This window comes from Mycobacterium sp. (assembly GCF_049281135.1).
GTDB lineage: Bacteria > Actinomycetota > Actinomycetes > Mycobacteriales > Mycobacteriaceae > Mycobacterium.
Window position 1 is genome coordinate 1 of record NZ_JBAPRN010000018.1, and the last position, 21,648, is coordinate 21,648.

The following is a 21,648-nucleotide window of genomic DNA, read 5'->3' on the forward strand; positions in this document are numbered from 1 at the left end:
CTCCCCGGTATCCGGAGGCGAAGCGGTCGGCTTAACGATGCGAAAAGTCTGGTCCGTAGGCGGTGTGGTCACTTCATGTTCCTTACGTAGGCATCGGCCATGTACTTCTCCCTGAGACGCTGATTCAGGAAAATGCGGGTTTTTGTCCGCCAATGAGTCAGGGTACAGATATGCATCTAAGATACATATGATGGGTTGCCGGTTGACGGTCAGAACCCACCCATTCGCGCACGAGGGTGCAGTAGTCGGGCTACGCGTCGCGATCGACGAGGTGCAACGACGCCTTCCATGCGCTGCGTAACTTCGCTGTTTTGCGCTCCTCGGCTTGATTGGCACCGCGGTGGTCGAGAACCAAACCGTTTCGTCGCGACACCATGAGGGTCGCCAGTAGGCGTCGGTTTCGTCGGCGCGTTGTTCCGCGGGCAGTTTTCGTGAGGCTCGCGAGGCCGAAGAAATGGCCAACCAATATTGAAACGTGGTCAGGGCGCGAAGGGATCGACCGGCGGGATGGGCACATCACCAGGCACGTAGTGGCCCTACCATGATGTTCATCGGCTACAACATCCCGAACTACTTTGTCGGCACGCACCCGGCGGAATGGCCGAAGAGCGTTCAGGAGACCGCGAGCGGTCAGAGGCCGTAGTTCCCCAGGGCGGTTTGGGCGGCGAGCCGGCCAGGCCAGCCGCTGACTCCGCCGCCTGGGTGTGATCCGGCTCCGGCGTGGAAGTAGTTGTCCACGGGGGAGCGATAACCACCCAGTCCGGGCGCCGGGCGGTTCATTGCCAGTCGCAGCGGGGTCATGTCGACGTGGAAGTACGAGCCGTTCGGCGTGGCGAACTGCTCGCCGAAATCGGCGGGGCTGGTTTCGATCCGGCCGATCTCGGCTTCGAAGCCATCTAAATAATGTGATACCGAGCCCATGATCGCCTCGGACGTAACGCCTTTCATCTTCTCCCAGCCGTCGCGGGGTTGGGCCGGCACATTCGCGGCCAGATAGGCAACGTCTTGACCCTCGGGCGCCAGTCCGGCGTCATTGGCCGACAGCACGGCCATGTAGACCGGGGGGCGTTGCAATGTCTCGCCGGACCGGATGGCCTGTAACTGACGGATATTGTCGTCGAACGTCCCTGTCATCAATGCGGTCTTGCGGATATCGAAATCGTCGATGCCGCGGCGCCGCGCGGCGCCCTTGGGATAGGTGACCCGCCCGGACAGTGCCATATCGATCTTGAAGGTAGCCGAGTTATTCCCGCTGGCCGGCAGGATTGCGACCTTGGCGACAGTGGCCGAATCCAGCACGCCGTCTTCAAGGAGCCGACCGTAAGCCAATTGCGGAGGTACGGCGGCGAGTACACCGCGGGATGCTCGGATTTCGTTGCCGTCGCTGAGCACAACGCCGTCCGCGCGGTTGTGACTGACCACGACTCGAGCTACCGGTGTGTTGGTGCGGATATGGGCGCCACGTTCGGTCGCGTACGCCGCCATCGCGGTCATTACCGCGCCCATACCGCCGCGCGGACGGATCACCCCGGGTTTGCGATGCACGGCGGCCAACCCGACGCAGTAGAACCCGCCGCCGTCGTGGTCGATCGGCCCAATCATGCTGCCCCAGTAGGTAGCCAGGGACCTCATCTGATCACTCTCGAAAGTATCGGCCATCAGGTCGATCAGGTTGTGTGACGCGATGCGGCCCAGCTGGCGCCGGATCGCCCGGGATGGGGCGAGTTTGAGCAGCAGCTTGCTCAATTCGCCTTTGGGCAGCCGCGCGGGATGGTGGGGCATGACCTTGGTCAGCGCCTCGAAAATCCACGACAATGCGGGCTGAAGGTCGGCGTAGGTGCGTGCGTCCTTGGCCGAGAATCGCCGCACCTCGGCCAGGGTGCGGTTCAGATCATGGAATAGCAGGAGCGTCGAGCCGTCCTCGCCGATCCAACCGTACGGAGCCTCCACCGGTGTACCCCGGTAGCCGTACCGATGCAGACCAAGATCGGAGATGAAGGTGGTGCACGACATGAACATGTCGTCCATCGCGCCCAGACTCAGAATGTGGTGGGGGGCTTCCGGCAGGAACGGCCCACTGTTGGCCAGGCCGCCCAGGTGCGGGCGCTGCTCCAAGACCAGTACCGAGGCCCCGGACGCGGCCAATGTGCAAGCCGCGCTCAGGCCATTGTGGCCGCCACCGACCACGATGTAGTCGTAGCTGCCCATGAGGCTGGATGCGGTCATCGTGTACTCCATCAGTGCGCAGTAATCAGGGCCCGAGCCACAAACCGTTCGGCGGCCATCAGATCGATTGAACGGCAACCGATCTCACTCGCATCGAAAGAGGCGGCGGGTCGCGAAGGTCCGTCTATCAGAAGACGGTGGACAACTCCCGACCTCCGCCTGATTTAATTGAGAGCTAATCTCAAAATAAACATCGCAAGGTCACGCTGTCAACGATTAGCGGCGGCCGGCCGGCCGGACGGCCGGCGCTCCCGCGAACGTCTCAAATTTGCTGAAGCGGCGAACCGTCGAGGCTGGTCACCTACAGCCGGAACCATCGCCGCTGGTCATAGAATCACGGACAGGCGGATCACGTCGGGACAGATCTGCGACTCGCGGTCAGACAGGACACGGAATGGACGCCAGCACTGCTGGGATCGTCGCCGCCGCTCGCGCGGTGTTCATCCGCTACGGCGTCGCACGTACCCGGATGGCCGATATCGCCAAGGAGGCTCAACTGGCCCGCCAAACCCTCTACGACTTCGTCGCTAGCCGTGACAAGCTCATCGAACTCGCGCTGGTGAGCTGTTGCGGCGAGCTGCAGCAGCGCCTGGACGCTGCTCTGGCCGACGGGCCTGCCGATCTACGCGAGCGTTTCGTCGAGGTGCTCGCCCGCGCGGTCGAAATCGCCAGCGCCGATGAGGAATTCGGAGCATTGGCCGAGGCGTTGCCCGCAGAAACGGTTGACCGCATCATTGGCGGCGCGAGTGCCGTGCAGGCGTTGCTGGCCAAAAGCCTGCGGCCGGTGCTCGAGGATGCCGGCTGTGCGGGACTGCTGCGACCTGGCGTAGTGGTGGACGAGGCCAGCCAATGGTTGCTCGGAGTGATCAGTTTCGCGCTACTACGGGAAAACCTCGACCCTGAGGCTTTACGCAGGGAATTCCACACCTACGCGGCCCCCTCGGTCTTCGCGGACCGCTAGGCGACAGCACGACAGCTCTTGTCGGCGTGTCGCCTCAGGCTGTATCGTGATGTACGACAAAGCCGTCTTTGCGTGGGGCCCAAACTGGAGGCAACATGTCCACTCTCTCGGCGGATCGCCACACACCTCTACCTGTGCCAGCACCGCAGCGGCAGGTGCCGGCACCGGTTATCTTGGCCGCTATCGGCGCTCTGGTGGCCGGATACGCGTTGTGGACGTGGGGCGCTTGGCTGGCGTCAGGCCCTACTCCGATCACGGCCACCCGCGACCCCAACTCCGCATCGTGGTGGGTGGCACGCGTCTACGAGACAATCATGGCCGTGGTCGTGGTGGTGCTGAGCATTCGTGTTGTACGCCAATGCCTTCAGCAGCGCCGTCTGGTCTTCGACGGCGTCATCATTATCGCCGGATTTTTCACCCTGTTCTGGGACCCGATGGTCAACTGGATGCAGCCGAATTTCATGTACAGCTCCCAATGGTTGAATCTCAACACCTGGGTCGCACAAGCCCCAGGTGTGGTCAACCCGACTGCCGGGTTGATGCCGCAGCCAGTGTTCATCATGTTCATCTACCCGTTCGGGCTTTTAGCCTTTGCGATCATCCTCAACCACGGAATGCGTTTCCTACAGCGGCATGTACCCCAAATCAGCACGTTCGCGCTGCTGGCCTTCACCTACGCATTCGGTCTGCTGCTCGGTGCCTGCCTGGAGGCGCCGACATTCCTGTTCAACCTGTGGGGCCTTCCTGGTGCGCCGGCGTCATTGTCGCTGTTCGCGGATGCTCAGCGTTACGCCTGGGCCGAATATCTGACCACCGGAATTGTTTTCACCACCTTTGCCGCGGTGCGGTACTTCCGCGACGACAAGGGACGAACAATCGTCGAACGCGGGATGGAGAGCTTCACGCCCACCGCCCGCACCGCTGTCACCACCTTCGCGACCATCGCCGTGTTCGCGATGTCGATGTGGGCGCTGCTGCTCGTGCAGATCCCGGCCGGGCTACACACTTCGCCGTACCCCGCTAAATACCCGGCCCATCTCATTAACGGCCTGTGCAACATTCCAGGCAACCCGAATTCCGCCGCGCCTACAGCTTATGGCCCCTGCCCCGGTAGCCCCGGCTTCCGGATGCCGGTCAGTAACACTTTCATACCCGCCACGGGCCGCTGATCAGCTGGCGGATCTAAGCCAGGAGGTAACGGCGTCCGGCGTTTCCTGCACGCCCTACCTCGGCGCGCCCGCGACCGACACCGACGGAGTGTGGGGCGCAGCCGTTTTCAGCAACTCGCATAGTTTGATGCTGCGTCCGAGTGCTTGCGGTCCCTCCTCGGCGGTCAGCATGGCAGGCATCACGTCAAGGATTCCCACCCAGGTGACTCCGGCGTCGACAAATCCTTGGATCTCGGCTGCCACCTTTTCGGGTGCGCCGTAGAGGTAGCTCTTTTCCACGTGCGCACGGGTCGAGCGATTGATCATCTCCAGCGCCTGTGCCTCGTTGATCCGCACCGGCAGAAGGTCATTGGCGTAATGCCAATTCTCACCCATCGGTGCGCGCAGGCCTTCGCGCGCCCAATCAGCCTGGTTGATCCGGCCCCAGATGGTGGCATGCCAGCGTGAGAAGTCATGATCGAGCGCACGGTCGATCACCGAGTCGTCCTCGTGGAGCAGACACGGGAAATATGCGGCGAAACCGAACTGCTCGGGATCGCGTCCCTTGGCGTTCAGCTTCTGCTTGAACCGGCCGATCTCTTCGGCGGTGCGCTCAGGATCGCTCCATACCATCACACCCATCGTGGAAAATCCGTCGGCGTAGCTGGTAGCCAGGTCGACGACTTTAGGTCCACCGCCCAGCCCGTAGATCTTGGGGATGTGGTTGCGTGCGACTCCGAGCCAGGCCTGGTCGAGCTGGGTGTATTTGCCGACGAAGTCGACCGGAGTGGTGTTATTGGAGCGGAAGGCATCAAAGATCCGGTAGAAGTCCTCGTGGCGGCCCATCTTTTGCTTCGCGTCATGCCCGAAGGGTTGGATCTGCTTCATCTCGCCGGCACCGATGTGAAAAGTGGCCCGGCCCTTCGTGATATTGGCAAGGGTCAGCATCGTCTGCACCAGTTCGGCCGGGTTACGTCGGATGGTGTCGAGACTGATGACACTGTTGAGTTCGGGCGCGATTGCGGCCGCGTATGCCATCATCGGAAACCAGTCGGCGAACGAATCCAGATCCGGGACCGCCCGGGCTAGCGGGGTGCGGTCGGGAGTCCACAGACACCTAGGGTTCCAGCCGGTCATCTGGTCCCACATTTGGATCCCGTCGACAACCTTCGAGTCGGCGATCCCCCGCACCGTCTGCTCGAACACCTCGATGGGAAAGTTGCGGTCGACGACCACAGGGATCGCTGTCTCCGGTGCGAATTGTGACATTTGATCTCCCTTACTGCGGTTATCTGTGTGACCGGCGACGAGTCGTCCCGGTCGGAGTCAGGCTGCCGGTGGCCGGTCGACGAGACCGAGAGCGCGCGCGCAAACGGTCGGTGAGGGCTTCGCGCCGGCGACGCATGCTGGCGACAAAATCGGCGTTGTCAGAGGCGATCAGCCCGATGTAGGCCAGGCCGATACCGTCGGAAACGATGCTCTGCGCCTCCGCCGACGGATCGATGGAGGCGTCTATCGATCCGTCTCGCTGGCCTTGTCGCAGCGTCGACTCCAGCGCCGCCGAATACCGCGCCAGAAACGACTGCATCCATGGCTTGAGTTCTTGGGCAGCGCTGACGCACTCGAAGCTGAGCACCAAGAAAAAGCGCATCAGCTCCGGCTGCCTTCGGCCGGTCTCTTCCAATCGCGAGAGTTGGGCATTTAATTGACCCAGCCCGTCGAGGTCGGTGTCGTCGGGCGCGAACAGCCAGGGGTCGTACACGGTCTGCAGGATCGATTCCAGCAAGCCTTGCTTCGACCCGTACCGGGCGCGCACCATCGGGGCGCTGTAGCCGGCGCGCTCACTGATCTCGGCTGCGGTCGTGGGCCCGTAGCCTTTCTCGGCGATCACTTCGATCGCAGCGGACAGGAGGCGTTGCGATGATTCCGCGACGCGCTCCACCTGTGTCTGCCTCATGCGTCTGGTTTCACTGGAGTGCATCATGCCCCTGCCGGAACTCGAAGCGAAAGAGGATCTCGTCATTAAGCGCTGCAACACAACCGGTCCCGAGGTCTTCACCCATCGCAGCCTCTCCGGTGCCGGCGGTTTTGAGATAGTCGTGCGCAAAAAGATATTTTCGATCAGAAAAATATATGAGCTCGTGCATGTGCGTCAAGAGTTGTCGCTGATCAATTTGGTCAGCCGCAACGGTGACCACGGCTTCGGGAACCGAGCGCGTCGACGCCCGGGAATATCCGAAGTGCGTCGAGCTGAGCGAATCTTGACCGGATCAGTCGGGGCGTCCCGTGATGCCGTGGGTGATCATTAAGGCCATTTCGTGGACCATCCTGGCCTGGCTGGGTCGGCGCACGCCGGCGGGCACAATCCAGTCTTCGAGCATCGCTGTGCCCATGATCATGGCGGCGACCGAGGCGATCGTTGCCGGCGGGTCCAAATGGGCCAGATGTCGTTCGTCAGCGATCTCGAGGCCAACGTCCTGGACGGCTCGCAGGCCCTCGCGGATGCGGGAGCTGATGGCGACCGCGGACCCGTGTAGGTCACTTTTTGGGTCTGCGCTGGCTTCCATGAGCTCCTGAAACAGCCTCCGGTCCTGACGCACAAGCGTGTACAGGCCGCTGACGAGCCGTTCGGCCATGTCTTCAACCGAAGATTCGGTGGAGAACTCACGCCACGAAGTGATCCAGCCGTCGATGAACTCAGTGAACGGCTCGAGGACGGTCATCTCGAACAACTCGGCCTTGGAACCGAAATGACGGAAGAGAGTCGGTTCGGCGATCCCCGCCGAGAGGCAGATCTCCTTGGTCGTCGTCGCTCGGTAACCCTTCTCCGCGAAGAGTTTGTGCGCCGCAGCAAGCGTTCGAGCTCGCACGCCGCTTCGCCAAGCTGGATCCACTGGTAAATCGGGCTGCACGAGAGGAAATGCTACTTGAAACAGCATGGTCTGCTCGAGCGATAAGCGCGATCGTCTGTAAGTGCCACTTGCATATTGAGACAGCCTGACTCATAGTGTAAGTGCCACTTGCATAGCGGATGAGATTCGTGGGGTGTCGCCGAATGAAAGGACCGCACATGGCGACGATTGAGCGGAGTGACGTCGCTTCGGGCGGATTGCCGCCTGATCGGCAAAGCCGCTCCGCGCGTCCGGTGTTGTGGTGGGCGAGCGCAGGGGTGTTGCTGCTCGTCTTCCAAGTTGTCGTGCTGGCACGATGGGCATTCGGGCCGAACTTCACCCCAACCGACCCGGGGCCCGACAGGCTACCCGCGTGGCAATCCGCGGTGTTCACCGTCCTGCAGGTCGGCATACCCGTCGGCGCGGTGGGCTTGCTCTATCTCTGGGTGATCCGGCCCCGGCTCCGTAATGGATGCCTGACCACCGACGCGATGATCGCGCTATCGGCGTCGACGGTGTTCTTCTGGGACATGGTCATGAACTACACCTCGGTGACCCTGTTCTACAACTCGCATCTGATCAACCGGGGCGCATGGGCCAACGGAGCATGGCCGACGTGGACCAGTCCCCATGCCAACAAGCTGCCCGAGCCGCTGCTGATCGTCCCACCGGCCTACACAGCGCTGGTCTTCTCCCAGGTCATCGTGATCCTGTGGCTGTTGCGCAAGGCCAAAGCCCGCTGGCCAGGTATGGGGGTTATCGGCACCATCGTCACCATCGTGGTCGGCCTGACGCTCACGGACACCCTCGTGGAGGGCCTGGTGTTGCGCACCGGGGCCTACGCTTACCCCGGCGGCATCCGGGCAATCACGTTGCTCGCCGGCCACACGTATCAGATCCCAATGTCGGAAACCATGCTGTTCGGCGGTTTCGCTCTCGGAGCGATCGCATGTCTGAGCCACTTCCGCGACGACCTAGGCCACACCCTCGTCGAACGCGGAATCAGCACGCTGAAGCTGAATTTCAAGGGTAAGCAGGCCGTCAAATTCTTCGCGATCTACGGCGCCATCCACCTGGGATTCGTGGTCCTCTACATGATTCCGCAGCAGTGGTTCGGCACCCATTCCGATCCATTCCCGGCGGGTTACCCGTCCTACATGGTCAACGACATGTGCGCCTCAGGCGCCGATGGTCACACCTGCCCCGGGCCGGGAGTGCTGATGCCCAGGCCCGCGCACAACCCGTAAAGACCCGGTGCTTCGACGTGAAAGCCATTGAATGACAACTACTAGCGCGATGCGAGGAGTCCTGTAGTGACCGATCTGAAATTCGGCACGTCCGGCGTCCTTTTCCCGCCGATCGCGCTAGGTGCGCGGGCGGCCAAGGGCTACGAGGACGCCGGTGTCGACTTCTTGGCCTACTGGGATCAGCTCAATCTCATTACGCCGCGGTCGATCTGGACCCCTGATCTGGTTCCGGCAGCCGAGTACTGGAATATCGACACGTGGCTGGAACCGTATCCGGCCATGACGGCCGCCGCGCTTGCCACCCAGCACGTCGAGTTCATGACCGTCAACGACAGTCTGCGGCGCCCGCCCGCGCTGTTGGCGCAGTTGGGCCTGACGATGAGCCACGTGAGCGAGGGCCGGTTCGTTCACTGTCTGGGCGCAGGAGAAACCAAGCAGTTCACCCCGTACGGGCTGGCCCGATCAAAGCCCTTCGGGCACCTAGAGGAGGCCCTGAAGATCATTCGGATGTTCCACGAGTCAACCGAACCGGTGAACTACGAGGGACCGATCTGGACGCTCAGCGACGCCATCGTCGGCCTGCATCCCTTCGAGGGCATACCGCCGAAGCTGATGGTGGCCGGGGGACCCGGCAAAGCGATGCAATTAGGCGCCACGCTGGCCGACGGCTGGATGACCTACGTACCCTGCTGCGCCTCCCCGGAGCAGTACGCGGAACAAGTTGCCGCTTTCAAAACGCAGGCCGAGCGAGCCGGTAAGGACTCCGAGGAACTGATCATCATGGTCGGCCTGGCCAATCTCATCGCCGAGGACGAGAACATTCTCGACGAGATCGCCCGCAACACCGCGATCCGCTGGGAGGTCGCAGCCATGTGGCCCGAAGGTGAATCATTCAAACGTGTTCTCGGCCGCGACAATCCGCTCGGCGCAAACTGGAGCTACCCGCGCGACCTGGTCCCGATGTCGATCACCCGCGAGCACGCGATCTCCATCGCCGACCAGATCACGCCGGACGACGTCCGCACGGCCCGCTTCCTTGGCACACCGCAACAGGTCGCCGACCAGGTACAGCCGTGGATCGATGCCGGCGCGACGCACGTGCTGTCCTATAACTTCGCCGGATTCGTCGCCCCAACCGCGCCGGACGGGGTGAACCGCGCGGAGGTCGACTTCTTCAACATCCTGCGGGAACGCAATACGGCGTCCGTTCCGGCATAACCAGCCCCGACTACAAGGAGGTACACGTGGCAAAACGCATTCAACTAGCCGCTGTGTACTACATGCACACCGGCATCAACCGACAGTTCGAAACGGGCGGCGACGACGAAACCATGGATGAACCAACACAATTCACCCTGGATGCAGATCACCCAGCTACGCGGGCTCGAACAGGTGTCAGCTGATGACGTCCGGCGAACTCAAGTGCCACAGATGAAGTCCACTACCAACCATCCCACAAGAATGGAGAAAGCCATGCGCACCGACGGCTTCCACCCGCAGATCCTGAGGTTCTGCGCCTACACCGGATTTGCTTTCGCGTTCTTCTGGCCCTTCGCCGCCAACGTGGTCGCCCACGGCCAATACATCCTGCCGCCCTCGGCCGCAGACCCGGCGCCCAAGGTGGTGGGCGAGTACCTCGCGCATTTGACCGGAATCCGGGTCGCGACCGTCATCTTCATCTTCTCGAGCATCCTCTACACAACCTGGAGTGCCAGCATCATCCAGATGGTGCGGCTGCGGGAACGACGCTGGCCGATCCTGTTCAATGTCATGCTGATCTCGGTGGCCGCCGAGGTCGTCGTGGTGATGTTCATCGGGTTCTTCTTCGGCGCGGCCTCTTGGCGGCCAGGCGAAACCAGTGCAGACGTGACCCAAGCACTCAACGATCTGGGCTGGCTGGGTGTGCTGTTCACCGGCGCACCGTTCGCACTCTTCCAGATCGCGCTGGCGGCAAGCATCCTCACCGACCACAGCCCGCGGCCCGCGTTCCCGCGCTGGTCGGCCTACTTGAACCTGTTCTCCAGCTTCTTCATGTGCGAGGCCAGCCTGTTGCTCTTCTTCAAGACCGGGCCGTTCTCCCAAAACGGAGTTCTGGTGTTCTACGTACCGATGATCGTGTTCTTCACCTGGATCCTCGTGTTCGCAGTTCTGACGGTCAAAGCCATCAAAGCCGAGGAGGCCGCCGGTGAGCAGCCGGCCGTACCCACACCGGAGCACTTCCCGACCAGCACCGCCACGCGCCAACCTGTCGGCTGAACCGCCAGATACGTTGGACGACCGGATGCCTCATCTCGGCGCTCGGTGGCGACCGCCGAGCGTGGAGACCGACGAACACCTTCCAACAGATTTGAAACGGCGGTGAGACACGCCGGCACTCAGCGATTATCGATCGAGCCACGCTAACGCTGCAAAGCTGTCGTTGGCGAGGATCTGATCCGCCGCACGGCAGGCCATCGCTGCGAACATGGCGTCGCCTCGCTCGGTGGCTTGCACTCCCAACGAAACGGGGATGGTTAGCACCAGCCCGTAGAGGGCGTGCGCCTGATACTCCCGCCAGCATTGCTCGGCGCTGTAGCCCTCGACCCCGTAGGACAGTACGCGCTGGTGGTATTCGGCGACGAGTGCTTGCTCGTGGGCAAGGCGATCCTTCTCCGTTAGTGAGTTGCCGAGGAAGTAAGCCACATCGATGACGCCCGGTGCGACCGCGGTGCTCTGCCAATCCACCACGGCGATCGGTATTTGGCCGCTCTGGGCGTCGAACAGCATGTTGTCGAGCCGGAAATCGCCGTGCCAAATAGTTCGGTGGTCGCTCAGCGTTGACAGCCATGTCTTCACCTCGCGCCCGAGCTGATGGACGGCTGTGATGTGATCGGGTTGCAGATAAGCCCCGAATCGCTCCAGCCAGGGGCCGATGACTTGAGGCAGCGCTCCGGCCATTGCGCCCCAGACATGTTCGACGGGAAGCCATTTCTGCTCGGTAAGCTTGCTGTGACGCCACGATCCGCCATGTAATGCGGCGGCCTGCGCCAGCGCCAAGTCGGCCTGGTCGGGGTTGCAGCCCCCGATTTGCTCCACGGTCTGGGCCGGGCCCATGTCTTCTAGGAGGAGCACAAAACCGCAGAGGTCGTCAGCGACTTCTCCGTGAAAGCATTGCGGTGAACGGATATCGGTGAGTTCCCGAAGGCGCTCATAGAACAGTACTTCGCGTTGATACGCGCCGGTGGCGACGGCCATCTGCCGACTGGCGGCGTCGGTGCTGGATACTTTGGCGATCAAGGTGTCGGGTGCATCCTCAGGACGTTTGCCGTAATGCAGCGCCAGCCGGTAGCTCTGGGCCATCTGTCCGGTTCCCACAGGTGAGGCCTCGACAGACTCGACGACGAGGGTTTTCCACTCGGGACGCCTACTGAGCAGTTCGGTAAGCACCAGCGGGGTGTATTCAGCAATGGCGTACTCGGTGACGGTCATTGAAGTCGCCTCTCTTGGTGGCCTTCCTCAACGTGCTTCGGCGCCGATCCCACTGATGACGCTATGGACTAAGCCTCGCGCAAGTCAAGAAATCAACGACGTTTTTTACTTTCAATTCGAGCGCTGTCACGTGCGCTCAAGTGACCCTCCCGCCTCGATCGGCCGAGCCTTCTTAACTGCGCGTTTGCGCCCTGTGCCTGTCTGATCGAGTCGAAGTCGTGTCGTGCGAAGACGAAGCAACTTTTCGCGATCTCTTGTAGGCAGCCGTTCACAGGCTTACTGTTTTTACTGGTGCTTCAAAACGTTATCGATGCAGAGGAAGTGCGATGCCGAACCGGATACTGATCGGGTGTGCATGGGCCGGGCCGGCCACGGTGGTCATCACCTTGCTGGGTTGGTTGATTGCGGGCATCCTGCCGTTGCCGTTGGGTGCATCAAGCACCACCCGAGAGGTGCTGGAGTTCTATGGCAACGACACCCGCGTTCTCACGGGACTGGTCATCGCGCAGCTCGGCATCTGTCTCGTGTTCCCACTGATCGCCCTGATCGGCTACTTTCTCCTGCGCATCGAGGGCCGCCACCCGATCATGACCTTTATCCAGCTGGTCACTGGCGCGGCGACCGGTGTGTTGCTGCTGTTGCCGATGCTGTTGATGGCGGTCATCGCGTTCCGGCCCGATCGCAACCCTGAGCTCACAGTGACGCTCAACGACATTGCCTGGCTGGTGTTCCTCACTCCGATCGCGCCGTTCATGATCCAGAACATCGCCATCGGCATCGCCATCCTCGCGGACCGGGCAGAAACCCTGCCGCGTTGGGTGGGGTACATGAATTTCTGGATCGCCGCGTCTTTCATCCCCGACGTCATGGCGTTCTTCTTTCACAGCGGTCCGCTTTCATGGCAAGGCATCCTCGTGTTCTGGCTAGCACTCACGACCTACAGCGTGTTCCTGATCGGGATGGGCTTGGTGCTCCGTCGAGCGGTACTGCGTTTGGGTGGCGACCTCGCATCTGCACATGCCGCGGCATGAAGGCGAAAGCAGAAGTCGCTGCAGGTGTTGTCGAGACGCCGACAAGAGCTTGGCCGTAGCCCGCAAAGAGTTCGCGGCCACAGGTTTTCGCGGCGCTACCAGGCCGCGGCCCGTTTCTTGCCTGAGCGGCGCCGAAGGCTAAGCGCCCACCGCGAGGCAACCCTCGCCAGCCGCCTTGATATGGCGATGGAAGGCGGGTCAGGACAAGAGGCTGGCGAACTCGCTGATGTCGATGGCGCTTGCTTCGAGGAGCGGTAGGAGGGCGTCGAATCCGATGATGAAAGGGATTTGCCCTATGTCGGCGGCGATCGGGTCGCCGATCGCGTTGAGTAGGTTGCCGGATTCGAGTCCGTCTATGAAGGCGTTGGCGTCGTATTCGGGGATGGTGACCGCGAGTGTCAGGGCGGTGTCGACCACTGGTTTGAGGGCTCCGATATCAGCGGACAGCGCGCCGGTGAAGGCGTCGATGAGGTTGGTGGCCTCGATCGGGGTGCCTGCGTTTCCTTCTGTGCTGAACTCACCGATTAGCTGCAGGAGCGTCGGTTGGTCGGTGGGGTAGTAGCCCAAGATCTGGCCGAGGTCCAACAGCCTCGACAGCGACGGGTTGTCCTCCAGGGGTGCGATTTGGTAATTCGCCGGATCCTCTAAATCGCTTAGTGCGGTGGTGATTCCCTGTTGCGCACCGGTTTCCAACGCGCTGAGAACATCGCCCCAGTCGAGGTTGGTCGGGAACAGCTCGAAGGTGGTGGGCTCATTGGCCGGTCCCGGGTCCCAGCCGCCGGTGATGACGCCATCGCTGATGCCCCCGATATTCCCGTAGCCCTCTCCTGTGTCCTACTCAGATCTGGCAGCTGCGGAACTCGGCGGCACACAACCAACCACCGCCCGACGAGGACGCCGCGTCGATCCCCGCCCAACGCAAGTACTTAAGACAAAATGGCGCGTCACCGGCTATTGCCGCATACCGAGGAACCGGGCTTGGTATGCAGATCGCCGAGGGCCTTGGTTGTTGGGAGATTTGACCAGCACCGCCGTGCGACGTTGCGCCAGTGGGTAATCCGTATGACGCGGAGCTCAGCGCTAAGCATCGCTTCGATGACTTCATTGGTACTCGCTTGCGCCGTCAGCGGCGCGGCAGGCCGAGTGCCCCCGCCCGCACCGGCTTTGCCCCGTGTTGCCATTACTCCGGTCGCAATTGATGGAGCCGCCGGAAGTGCGGTGTCCGGGCCGGCCGTGGTCGCGGTTGCGCGGCCGCCAGCCAGCCTACATATTGCGGCGGTCACCAAGTCGGCTCCGCCGTCGGCCACCAAGTCGTTGCACCCATTTCTCACCGAACGCCGCACAGCGGAGGATGATCAGCTGATAGACACCGCCACCAACGTCTTGCTACGTGGCGTCTGGCCAGGTCCTCAGTGAGTGCCGGTCATGACGTCGTCGAGTTCTGCGACTGTCGTCTGCGCCGCGGTTCGATGATGTCCTCGGCAACGGGGTGCATGACTGTCGTGATGACCCCTGACGGAAGCTCCCGGGAAAACCCGCACTCGTGAGAAATCGAGAGCTGGACCCTTCCGTTGAGCAATCAGGCATTAGTGATTGATCACATCGGCGTCCTCCGCCTCCTGTTGTGCGATCGCACGTCGAAGCATGACGAACATCGTCAAGAAATAGGCTGTCTCGCCAGAGGCCGCCAACCAGAAGGTGAATATTCCGTTCCATGCGAACGGTCCGGTCTTGAAGAACAGCACCAGCACCCCGGGTGCCAACAGCACGGCCATCCATACATTGAGGTAACCCACCCATCGCGCGAACACCGGAACGGAGCGCTGGTCTCCCAGCGTCGCCGCGGCGACCGAAAGATGCGCCGCGATAAGGGGAAATACCATCGCAACGAACGGCAACCAGCCAGCGACGTGCAGCGCGCGAGTGATCTCGGGATCTCGGTCGGGGTCGAACGCCGCCGCCATCCAGAGCGAGGCAGGTATAAGGATACCCGTGATCCATAGGGCGCCCATGCACAGCTGCACGTACGCGAGAACCGCCCCGCGCCCCTCGATGCGCTTCATCTGCGCCGTCAGCGTCGCAGAGAATGGCCCGAGCGCCGTGCCCGCGGCAGCGATCAACAGTGCTCCGATCCTGATACCCGTTGTGTGCTGCTGATACTGACGGGCCGTGTCCACTGCGCTGTCGCCGGGCGCCGGAGGCGGAAACCAGTGCGCAGCGATCAGGCCGGCGAACACCAGTCCCATGAGGGCCGGCCCGCCCCAGACGCAGACACGTTGCACTTTCGGACTCATGTCACGCAACTCCAGCTTTTCCGGCTAGTAGATGCACAGCTGCTGCACGACGAGTGCGACAGAGTTGGCGATGGCAACGACACCACTGGACTGAGCGAGCGCAGCGATTGCAGATGCTTGACTCGACGCGGTCGCCGCGTCTGCGAAGAAGATCTCGTCGACGCCGGCGAAGGCCGGGCCGGCGTCTGCTCCTGGAATCGCGAGAGAACGCGACTGGACCACCATTTGTGCACTCGAAGCCGCCGCGAGATCCTGCGCGGAAGGACGCTCGCTGTCGAAACGCTCCGGCGTAATTCCGTCAGCCGCCGACAGAAAGCACAGCAGCTTAAAGCGGTCCGTCCGGTTTCTTCGTCCCGCACCCACCTGCTCGCCCCGCGGCTCAACGAAAAGCAACACCAAGTTGCTCATGTCGAGGAAGTTCGGCTCGTCGACCGCCGCACCCTCGAGGTATGCGGGGTCATTCGCGAGCTCGAGAGCTGCATTGAGATCGCTGAACCAGGCCTCGGCCACTCCCTGGTATGTTCCCCGGGCGAACGGTGCCACCGGCTTATCCTGGCGCCGACTCTGCACGTAGTGCTGGAGAGAGTCGACTCGGTCGGCGAGCGGCGCATGGACGTAGCGCCAATGCTCGGAGAACGCTGTGTCGGTGAAATCAGGCTTCTTGGGAAGGAACTCAAAGAGTTTCACATTGGAATCTGTTGGCACCCTGGCCTCTTTCTCTGGTAGGGCGGTGTCACCAAGAACCGATGGCTCATCCAAGGCGGACGCGCAGGCGATACATTTCGGGCGTCGAGCACAGGCCACCGACGACGTCGCGTGCCTCCAGGACAGACCCCAATCTCGTCGACTTTGCGAGAGACCCAGCGCCGGTCAGTCTGTGACGTCGGACATCCTTGCCAATTGCGTCCCACACGGCGATGACAATATCGCGGGCAATGGGTATGTAACCCCACCACGGCATGAGGGGATTTCGCCGGGAATCGAGGGCATCTGTCGGCGCTCACAACCACTAGCCGTTGATATATTCCTGCCGGCTGAGGGGGTGCGTCGGAAAAGTCATCTGCGTCCTCTTCGGGGTGGGAAATGCTTAGGTACCTGAGAACACCGGCGTCTTTTTGGCCGTGAATGCCTTTGCGGCATTGATGAAATCATTCGAGCCGAGCAACACGACCTGGCCGATCGTCTCGCGGTCGAAGGTGGCAGGCAGCCGGTCGAGCGTGGCGTTGTTGATCGCGTCCTTCGTCCTGCGCAGCGCCAACGGCGGGCCGGCGACCAACCCTTTCTCGAGTTCGGTGATCCGCGCGGCGAACGCCTCGTCCGCGACCATTTCGGCGATCATGCCCAAATTGGTGCCGGAGAGCACGGTAGCACGATCAGGGACCTGCTTATGTTCTACGCAAATACTCACGCGGAGCTGCCGTCCCAATTGGCAGGGGCGATAAGCGCCTGGATTCAAGGCTATGTAGGGAGTGACAGCGAGCCGATCCTTCGACAGATCTACGACCGGATCAGTGTGTCAGTCACGAACAACCCCAGTTGTCGACGGCCTGAGGCTGACGCTCACCATTCACCACGTCGGCTCGTCGCCACGCGCAGTCCGCACGCAGCGTGCACCAGAACCGCTGCTAGGGGCTCGACATATGCGATGAAACGTGAGCCGGCCTGGACCGCATCGAGAACCTCGACGATCTCCTCCCGACTACTAGAACGCATGTTCGAATAATAGCGACCGAGTCTGACAAGTCTGGTCCCAGCGAAACTAAAGTGACGCAAGCGGTTTCAGTGACAAAGGTGCCTATGGTTAAGTGGTCGCCGTGAGGAAATTGCTAGCTGTGCTCGCACCACTGGCCGGACTCGCGGTCACCGCCGATGGCTACCAGCCGTTGAGCAAGCGCGGTTACCTCTCGATGTACGCATTCAGCTTCGGGGTGTTCGCGTCAGAGCTGCCGCTGCAGTTGCTCGCCGGTCAATTCACGCTGCTCGCTGCTGTGACCCGCAAGCTGCCGCCGCGGCTGCGCCGATTCAGCTGGCTGGTGTCGGCACTGTCGTGGTTGGGCTTGGCGGGCCTGCATCGCATCGGCGCGCAGGCCGACCAGCCGCTCAAGGCTGCACTCGACGCCGGGCTGGGTCCCGATCGCCGCACCGAGTCAGGCGATCTATGGAAGCGGCCGGCCGGGGCGGGCACCGCCAAATCGCCGGGCGTGCTCCGCATGGCGCGGGTCTACGGCAGCTACGCGCATGACACCGATATCAGCTACGGCGAACATGGCGCCCGGAACCACCTCGACATCTGGCGACGGCCCGACCTCGATCGCGGCGGACGGGCCCCGGTGCTGCTCCAGGTGCCCGGCGGCGCCTGGATGGTGGGAAGCAAACGCCAACAGGCGTATCCGTTGATGAGCCACCTCGCCGAGCTGGGCTGGGTGTGCGTCGCCATCAACTATCGGCTCAGCCCCCGTTCCACGTGGCCGGATCAGATCGTCGACGTCAAGCGCGCGCTGGCGTGGACCAAGGAGCACATCGCCGAGTACGGCGGCGACCCGGACTGGATCGCGATCACCGGCGGCTCAGCCGGTGGGCATCTGTCGTCGCTGGCCGCTCTCACCCCGAACAATCCGCAATTTCAGCCCGGCTTCGAGGACGCCGACACCAGTGTGCGGGCGGCCGTTCCGTTCTACGGTCTCTATGACTTCACTCTGAACGACGCGATCCACCCCCTGATGGCGCCGACGTTGTCGAAGTACGTCTTCAAGCTCAGACGACCGGACATTGTCGACGCGTTCCGGAGCGCATCGCCGATCACCTACGTAAATCCGGACGCACCACCGTTCTTCGTGCTACACGGCCGTAATGACTCGTTGATCCCGGTGGAGCAGGGCCGCGCATTCAGCAAGCGGCTGCGCGAAGTAAGCCGCCAGCCGGTCGCCTACGCCGAATTGCCTTTTGCGCAGCACGCATTCGACATCTTTGGGTCGGTGCGCGCCGCGCATGCGACAGTGGCCGTCGAGCAGTTCCTCGCCGAGATCTATTCCAAACGCCAAGTTTCGGTCTAGCTCGACGACGGTCGAGGGCTGCGCTTGTCGAGTAAAGCGATGACCTGTGCGGCCAGATCGTCGGTGTCGGCGCCGGCGGTGTCCAGCACCAGATCGGCGTCTTCGGGTGGCTCATAAGGTGCGTCGACGCCGGTCAGCCCTTTGAGCTCGCCGCTGCGCGCGCGTGCGTAAAGGCCTTTGGGGTCCCGCTTTTCGCACTCGGCCAGCGATGTGGCGACGTGAACTTCGATAAAGGCCAGCCCGGCGGCGTCGTTCAGTGCGCGCGCGGTCTCGCGGTCCGACTTCAGCGGCGACACCAGCGATGCCAATGCCACCACACCCGCGTCGGCCAGCAGCCGAGTCAAATGGCCAACCCGCCTGATGTTTTCGGTGCGGTCACCGGGGGAGAAGCCCAGGTCGTCGGACAGGCCGTGCCGCAGATTATCCCCGTCGAGTAGATAAGCCGTCCGCCCCGATTCGACGAGTGCACGTTCCACCGCGACCGCGATAGTCGACTTTCCGGACGCGGGCAGGCCGGTGAACCAGATCGTCGCGCCGGCTTGGCCGGTGGCCTGCCACCGGTGGTCACGGTCCAATGCTGATGGATGCCAACGGATGTCGGTGCGCGCGTGCGTGCCTGGTTTGACTTCTCGCGCCTCGATTATGGTGCCGGCGCCGATGGTGTCGTTGGTGGTTTCGTCGATCAGGATGAACGCGCCGCTGTCGCGGTTCTCGGAATACGGGTCGGCGATGACGACGGAGCTGGTTCGCAGGGTGACTGTGCCAATGTCGTTCAGCCCCAGCTCAACTGGCTGATCCAGCTCGTCGAGTGTCTCGGGGTCCAGCCGGGAATGCAGTTCTTGCACCGTGGCCCGAACGCTCTTGCTGGTCTGCTTGAGGGCCAGTCGATCGCCGGCCCGCAGCGGCGAGTCGACGAACCAGCAAACCGTCGCGTGCAACTCGCGGGCCAGCACCGGTAGCGACGCTTCGTCGGCGCCGCTGACCAGCACGTCACCGCGTCCAACATCGATGTCGTCGGCAAGTTCGATCGAGACCGACAGCGGTGCGACGCCCGTGGTGCGGTCGTCGTCGAGGGTGTCCAGTGCGGTCACCGTCGAGCGGGTGCCGGCCGGCAGCGAGATGACCGGGTCACCGACGTTGAGCGTGCCTGCCGCCAGTCGTCCGGTGTAGCGGCGCCGCACGTCGGCGGTCGGCCGCGAGACCCATTGCACCGGCAGTCGGAGCCGCGACGGCTCGGCGTGCGGTGCGCTCAGCTCGATGCTTTCCAGATAGTCCAGCAGCGTGGGGCCGTCGTACCACGGCGTGTGCTGCGAAGCGTGAACCACGTTGTCGCCGAGCTTGGCCGCGATCGGGATGACGGTGATCTCGATGTTGCCCAGGCGTCCCGCGAGTTGTCGTAACTCGCGCTCGACCACGGCGAACTTGTCCTCGCTGAAGTCGACAAGGTCGATCTTGTTGACCGCCGCGACAAAGTGCTTGATGCCCAACAGCTTTGCGATCCGGGCATGCCGACGGGTCTGCCGCAGCACCCCCGCCCGGGCGTCGACCAGAAGGATCGCCACGTGTGCGTTCGAGGCGCCGGTGAACATGTTGCGGGTGTAGCGCTCGTGACCCGGGGTGTCGGCCAGGATGTAGCTGCGGCTGGCGGTGGAGAAGAATCGATAGGCGACATCGATGGTGATGCCTTGCTCGCGTTCGGCACGCAGACCATCGGACAGCGCCGCCAGATCGGCGACGCCCTCGGCGTCCGTCACCGCTTCCAGGTGGTCGAGCGGCAAGCTGTCGGTGTCGTGCAGGAGCCGCCCGATCAGAGTGCTCTTGCCGTCGTCCACAGAACCCGCGGTGGCGATGCGCAGGAGTTGACGGGTCACGGCGCTCATCAGAAGTAGCCCTCTCGTTTGCGGTCTTCCATTGCGGCGACCGATGTGCGGTCGTCGGCACGGGTCTCGCCACGCTCGGACACCGTGGCCGCCGAGATTTCGCTGATGACACCGGCGATGTCGGTCGCGGTGGAACGCACCGCGCCGGTGATGGTCAGATCGCCCACGGTGCGGTAGCGCACCCACTCGACCTCCGACGACTCGTCGTTGTGTGGTTCGGTGTATTCCGACACCGCCAGCAGGATGCCGTCGCGCTCGAAGACCTCGCGTTCGTGAGCGTAGTAGATCGACGGTATTTCAAGGTCTTCCAGCTCGATGTAGCGCCACACATCGAGCTCGGTCCAGTTGCTCAGCGGGAAGACCCGGACTTGTTCACCCTTTTTGATACGGCCGTTGTAGAGCGACCACGGCTCGGGACGCTGCGCCCGGGGATCCCACTGGCCGAACTCGTCGCGGAAACTCAGGATTCGTTCTTTGGCGCGGGCGCGTTCCTCGTCGCGGCGAGCACCGCCGAACGCCGCGTCAAACCCACCCGCTTCCAGCGCGTCCAGCAGCGTACGAGTCTGCTCCCGGTTGCGCGACGCCCCGCGGCCCGGATCGGGTACCCGACCCTTGTCGATCGACTCCTGAACCGAGGCGACGATCAGCTTGTGCCCGTTGTAGCTAACTCGGCGATCGCGGAACTCGGTCACCTCTGGAAAGTTGTGGCCGGTGTCGACGTGCATGACCGGGAACGGCAGCGGCAGTGGCCGGAAAGCCTTCTCCGCCAGACGAAGTAAGACGATGGAGTCTTTGCCGGCCGAGAACAGCAGGACCGGTCGCTCCAGTTCGGCGACGACCTCCCTGATGATGTGTACCGCTTCGGCTTCCAGCAGTCGCAGTTCGTCGACATGCTTTGTCTCGTCGACAGCGTGAGTCATAGTGGCAGCCCCTCTCGTTCGGCGTCTGCGCGGTAGCGATCCACCCATTCGTCGGAACGCTTGTCCGCCTGGCGCTCCAGCACGGGCTCCGGCGCGAGCCGTCGGTCGAGGCCCAGCGATTCGAGGATATCGCCGACCACCTGAGTCAGGTTGCGCCACAACACCGGATACGGGATCTCCATCGGCTTGACGTTCTCTTCGGCAAACCAGGTCCGCCAGCCGTCTTCCTGGTTGCGCAGCATCGTGATGACGTGAGCGATGGCGCCCGCGTGATACGTGGCGCGAGCGTCTCGGACGGGATCGGGCCGTCCACGCCAGACCCGCGTCTGGACCGCCCGCCAGAACGACACTGCCTGCGACACCACGTCGGGCCGGTAGACGTAGATCAGCAACGGCTCCTCGCCGACGACGTCGCGGATCGCGGCCCTCAGGCCGCTGGCGGACGGGTCGGATCGATCCGGCAGCCCGCTGGCCCGGTCGAGCAGCAGCGGTGTCTGGTTCCACATGAGCTTGCCGCCCCACACGCCGT

23 protein-coding genes are annotated in these 21,648 nt (G+C 62.8%); 9 read left to right on the forward strand and 14 right to left on the reverse strand.

Annotated features, from left to right (window positions below; translation table 11 throughout):
• Nucleotides 1-630: 630 nt before the first annotated feature.
• A complete protein-coding gene (locus WAN02_RS00510) occupies nt 631-2,226 on the reverse strand; it encodes a phytoene desaturase family protein (protein ID WP_422261791.1) in 1,596 nt (531 codons plus the stop codon).
• Nucleotides 2,227-2,620: 394 nt separating this feature from the next.
• Between WAN02_RS00510 and WAN02_RS00515 the strand changes: the two genes are divergently transcribed.
• Nucleotides 2,621-3,187: a TetR/AcrR family transcriptional regulator gene (locus WAN02_RS00515; protein ID WP_422261793.1), complete on the forward strand. Its 567-nt coding sequence runs from the start codon at nt 2,621-2,623 to the stop codon at nt 3,185-3,187.
• A 155-nt stretch (nt 3,188-3,342) separates the two neighbouring features.
• A complete protein-coding gene (locus tag WAN02_RS00520; protein ID WP_422261795.1) occupies nt 3,343-4,356 on the forward strand; it encodes a spirocyclase AveC family protein in 1,014 nt (337 codons plus the stop codon).
• 54 nt (nt 4,357-4,410) lie between these two features.
• Here WAN02_RS00520 and WAN02_RS00525 read toward each other — a convergent pair whose 3' ends face one another.
• The 4 genes from WAN02_RS00525 to WAN02_RS00540 all read right to left on the reverse strand — a co-directional run bounded on the left by WAN02_RS00525 (nt 4,411) and on the right by WAN02_RS00540 (nt 7,205).
• Complete coding sequence (locus tag WAN02_RS00525) at nt 4,411-5,604, reverse strand: LLM class flavin-dependent oxidoreductase (protein ID WP_422261797.1); 1,194 nt, start codon at nt 5,602-5,604, stop codon at nt 4,411-4,413.
• A gap of 19 nt (nt 5,605-5,623) precedes the next feature.
• Nucleotides 5,624-6,292: a TetR/AcrR family transcriptional regulator gene (locus tag WAN02_RS00530; protein WP_422261799.1), complete on the reverse strand. Its 669-nt coding sequence runs from the start codon at nt 6,290-6,292 to the stop codon at nt 5,624-5,626.
• A gap of 10 nt (nt 6,293-6,302) precedes the next feature.
• Nucleotides 6,303-6,533, reverse strand: coding sequence for a hypothetical protein (locus WAN02_RS00535; RefSeq protein WP_422261801.1), 231 nt, complete (start codon nt 6,531-6,533; stop codon nt 6,303-6,305).
• 72 nt (nt 6,534-6,605) lie between these two features.
• Nucleotides 6,606-7,205 carry a TetR/AcrR family transcriptional regulator gene (locus WAN02_RS00540; protein ID WP_422261803.1) on the reverse strand — a complete coding sequence of 200 codons (600 nt, stop codon included), beginning with the start codon at nt 7,203-7,205 and terminating at the stop codon, nt 6,606-6,608.
• A 200-nt stretch (nt 7,206-7,405) separates the two neighbouring features.
• Here WAN02_RS00540 and WAN02_RS00545 point away from each other — a divergent pair, with 200 nt between their 5' ends.
• From WAN02_RS00545 to WAN02_RS00560, 4 genes are all read left to right on the forward strand, one after another.
• On the forward strand, nt 7,406-8,473 hold the full coding sequence (locus tag WAN02_RS00545; protein WP_422261805.1) for a spirocyclase AveC family protein: 1,068 nt from the start codon (nt 7,406-7,408) through the stop codon (nt 8,471-8,473).
• A gap of 66 nt (nt 8,474-8,539) precedes the next feature.
• Nucleotides 8,540-9,691: an LLM class flavin-dependent oxidoreductase gene (locus WAN02_RS00550; protein WP_422261807.1), complete on the forward strand. Its 1,152-nt coding sequence runs from the start codon at nt 8,540-8,542 to the stop codon at nt 9,689-9,691.
• 26 nt (nt 9,692-9,717) lie between these two features.
• Nucleotides 9,718-9,876: a hypothetical protein gene (locus WAN02_RS00555; protein ID WP_422261809.1), complete on the forward strand. Its 159-nt coding sequence runs from the start codon at nt 9,718-9,720 to the stop codon at nt 9,874-9,876.
• 70 nt (nt 9,877-9,946) lie between these two features.
• Entirely contained in the window at nt 9,947-10,729 is a 783-nt protein-coding gene (locus WAN02_RS00560; RefSeq protein WP_422261811.1) for a hypothetical protein, read from the forward strand.
• 126 nt (nt 10,730-10,855) lie between these two features.
• On the opposite strand, the gene WAN02_RS00565 is transcribed toward WAN02_RS00560, so the two are convergent.
• Nucleotides 10,856-11,941, reverse strand: coding sequence for a phosphotransferase family protein (locus WAN02_RS00565; RefSeq protein WP_422261813.1), 1,086 nt, complete (start codon nt 11,939-11,941; stop codon nt 10,856-10,858).
• A 326-nt stretch (nt 11,942-12,267) separates the two neighbouring features.
• Between WAN02_RS00565 and WAN02_RS00570 the strand changes: the two genes are divergently transcribed.
• Nucleotides 12,268-12,972 (forward strand): hypothetical protein, encoded by a 705-nt coding sequence (locus tag WAN02_RS00570; protein ID WP_422261815.1) that lies wholly within the window; start codon nt 12,268-12,270, stop codon nt 12,970-12,972.
• A gap of 198 nt (nt 12,973-13,170) precedes the next feature.
• Here WAN02_RS00570 and WAN02_RS00575 read toward each other — a convergent pair whose 3' ends face one another.
• Nucleotides 13,171-13,665, reverse strand: coding sequence for a hypothetical protein (locus WAN02_RS00575; protein WP_422261817.1), 495 nt, complete (start codon nt 13,663-13,665; stop codon nt 13,171-13,173).
• A gap of 402 nt (nt 13,666-14,067) precedes the next feature.
• Between WAN02_RS00575 and WAN02_RS00580 the strand changes: the two genes are divergently transcribed.
• Nucleotides 14,068-14,388: a hypothetical protein gene (locus WAN02_RS00580; RefSeq protein WP_422261819.1), complete on the forward strand. Its 321-nt coding sequence runs from the start codon at nt 14,068-14,070 to the stop codon at nt 14,386-14,388.
• Between the two features lie 170 nt (nt 14,389-14,558).
• On the opposite strand, the gene WAN02_RS00585 is transcribed toward WAN02_RS00580, so the two are convergent.
• From WAN02_RS00585 to WAN02_RS00600, 4 genes are all read right to left on the reverse strand, one after another.
• Nucleotides 14,559-15,266, reverse strand: a complete 708-nt coding sequence (locus WAN02_RS00585; protein WP_422261821.1) for a hypothetical protein — start codon at nt 15,264-15,266, stop codon at nt 14,559-14,561.
• A gap of 24 nt (nt 15,267-15,290) precedes the next feature.
• Nucleotides 15,291-15,953, reverse strand: coding sequence for an EthD domain-containing protein (locus tag WAN02_RS00590; RefSeq protein WP_422261823.1), 663 nt, complete (start codon nt 15,951-15,953; stop codon nt 15,291-15,293).
• Nucleotides 15,954-16,353: 400 nt separating this feature from the next.
• Nucleotides 16,354-16,611, reverse strand: coding sequence for a hypothetical protein (locus tag WAN02_RS00595; protein ID WP_422261824.1), 258 nt, complete (start codon nt 16,609-16,611; stop codon nt 16,354-16,356).
• Between the two features lie 215 nt (nt 16,612-16,826).
• A complete protein-coding gene (locus WAN02_RS00600; protein WP_422261826.1) occupies nt 16,827-16,979 on the reverse strand; it encodes a hypothetical protein in 153 nt (50 codons plus the stop codon).
• Nucleotides 16,980-17,080: 101 nt separating this feature from the next.
• Between WAN02_RS00600 and WAN02_RS00605 the strand changes: the two genes are divergently transcribed.
• Nucleotides 17,081-18,319 (forward strand): alpha/beta hydrolase fold domain-containing protein, encoded by a 1,239-nt coding sequence (locus WAN02_RS00605; protein WP_422261828.1) that lies wholly within the window; start codon nt 17,081-17,083, stop codon nt 18,317-18,319.
• Here WAN02_RS00605 and cysC read toward each other — a convergent pair.
• From cysC to WAN02_RS00620, 3 genes are all read right to left on the reverse strand, one after another.
• Nucleotides 18,316-20,199 (reverse strand): adenylyl-sulfate kinase, encoded by a 1,884-nt coding sequence (cysC, locus tag WAN02_RS00610; RefSeq protein WP_422261830.1) that lies wholly within the window; start codon nt 20,197-20,199, stop codon nt 18,316-18,318. The genes WAN02_RS00605 and cysC overlap by 4 nt on opposite strands.
• A complete protein-coding gene (gene cysD / locus WAN02_RS00615; protein ID WP_422261832.1) occupies nt 20,199-21,119 on the reverse strand; it encodes a sulfate adenylyltransferase subunit CysD in 921 nt (306 codons plus the stop codon). The genes cysC and cysD overlap by 1 nt, the downstream gene beginning before the upstream one ends.
• On the reverse strand, nt 21,116-21,648 hold a 533-nt coding region (locus WAN02_RS00620; RefSeq protein ID WP_422261834.1), incomplete at its 5' end, for a Stf0 family sulfotransferase. The genes cysD and WAN02_RS00620, both read right to left, overlap by 4 nt.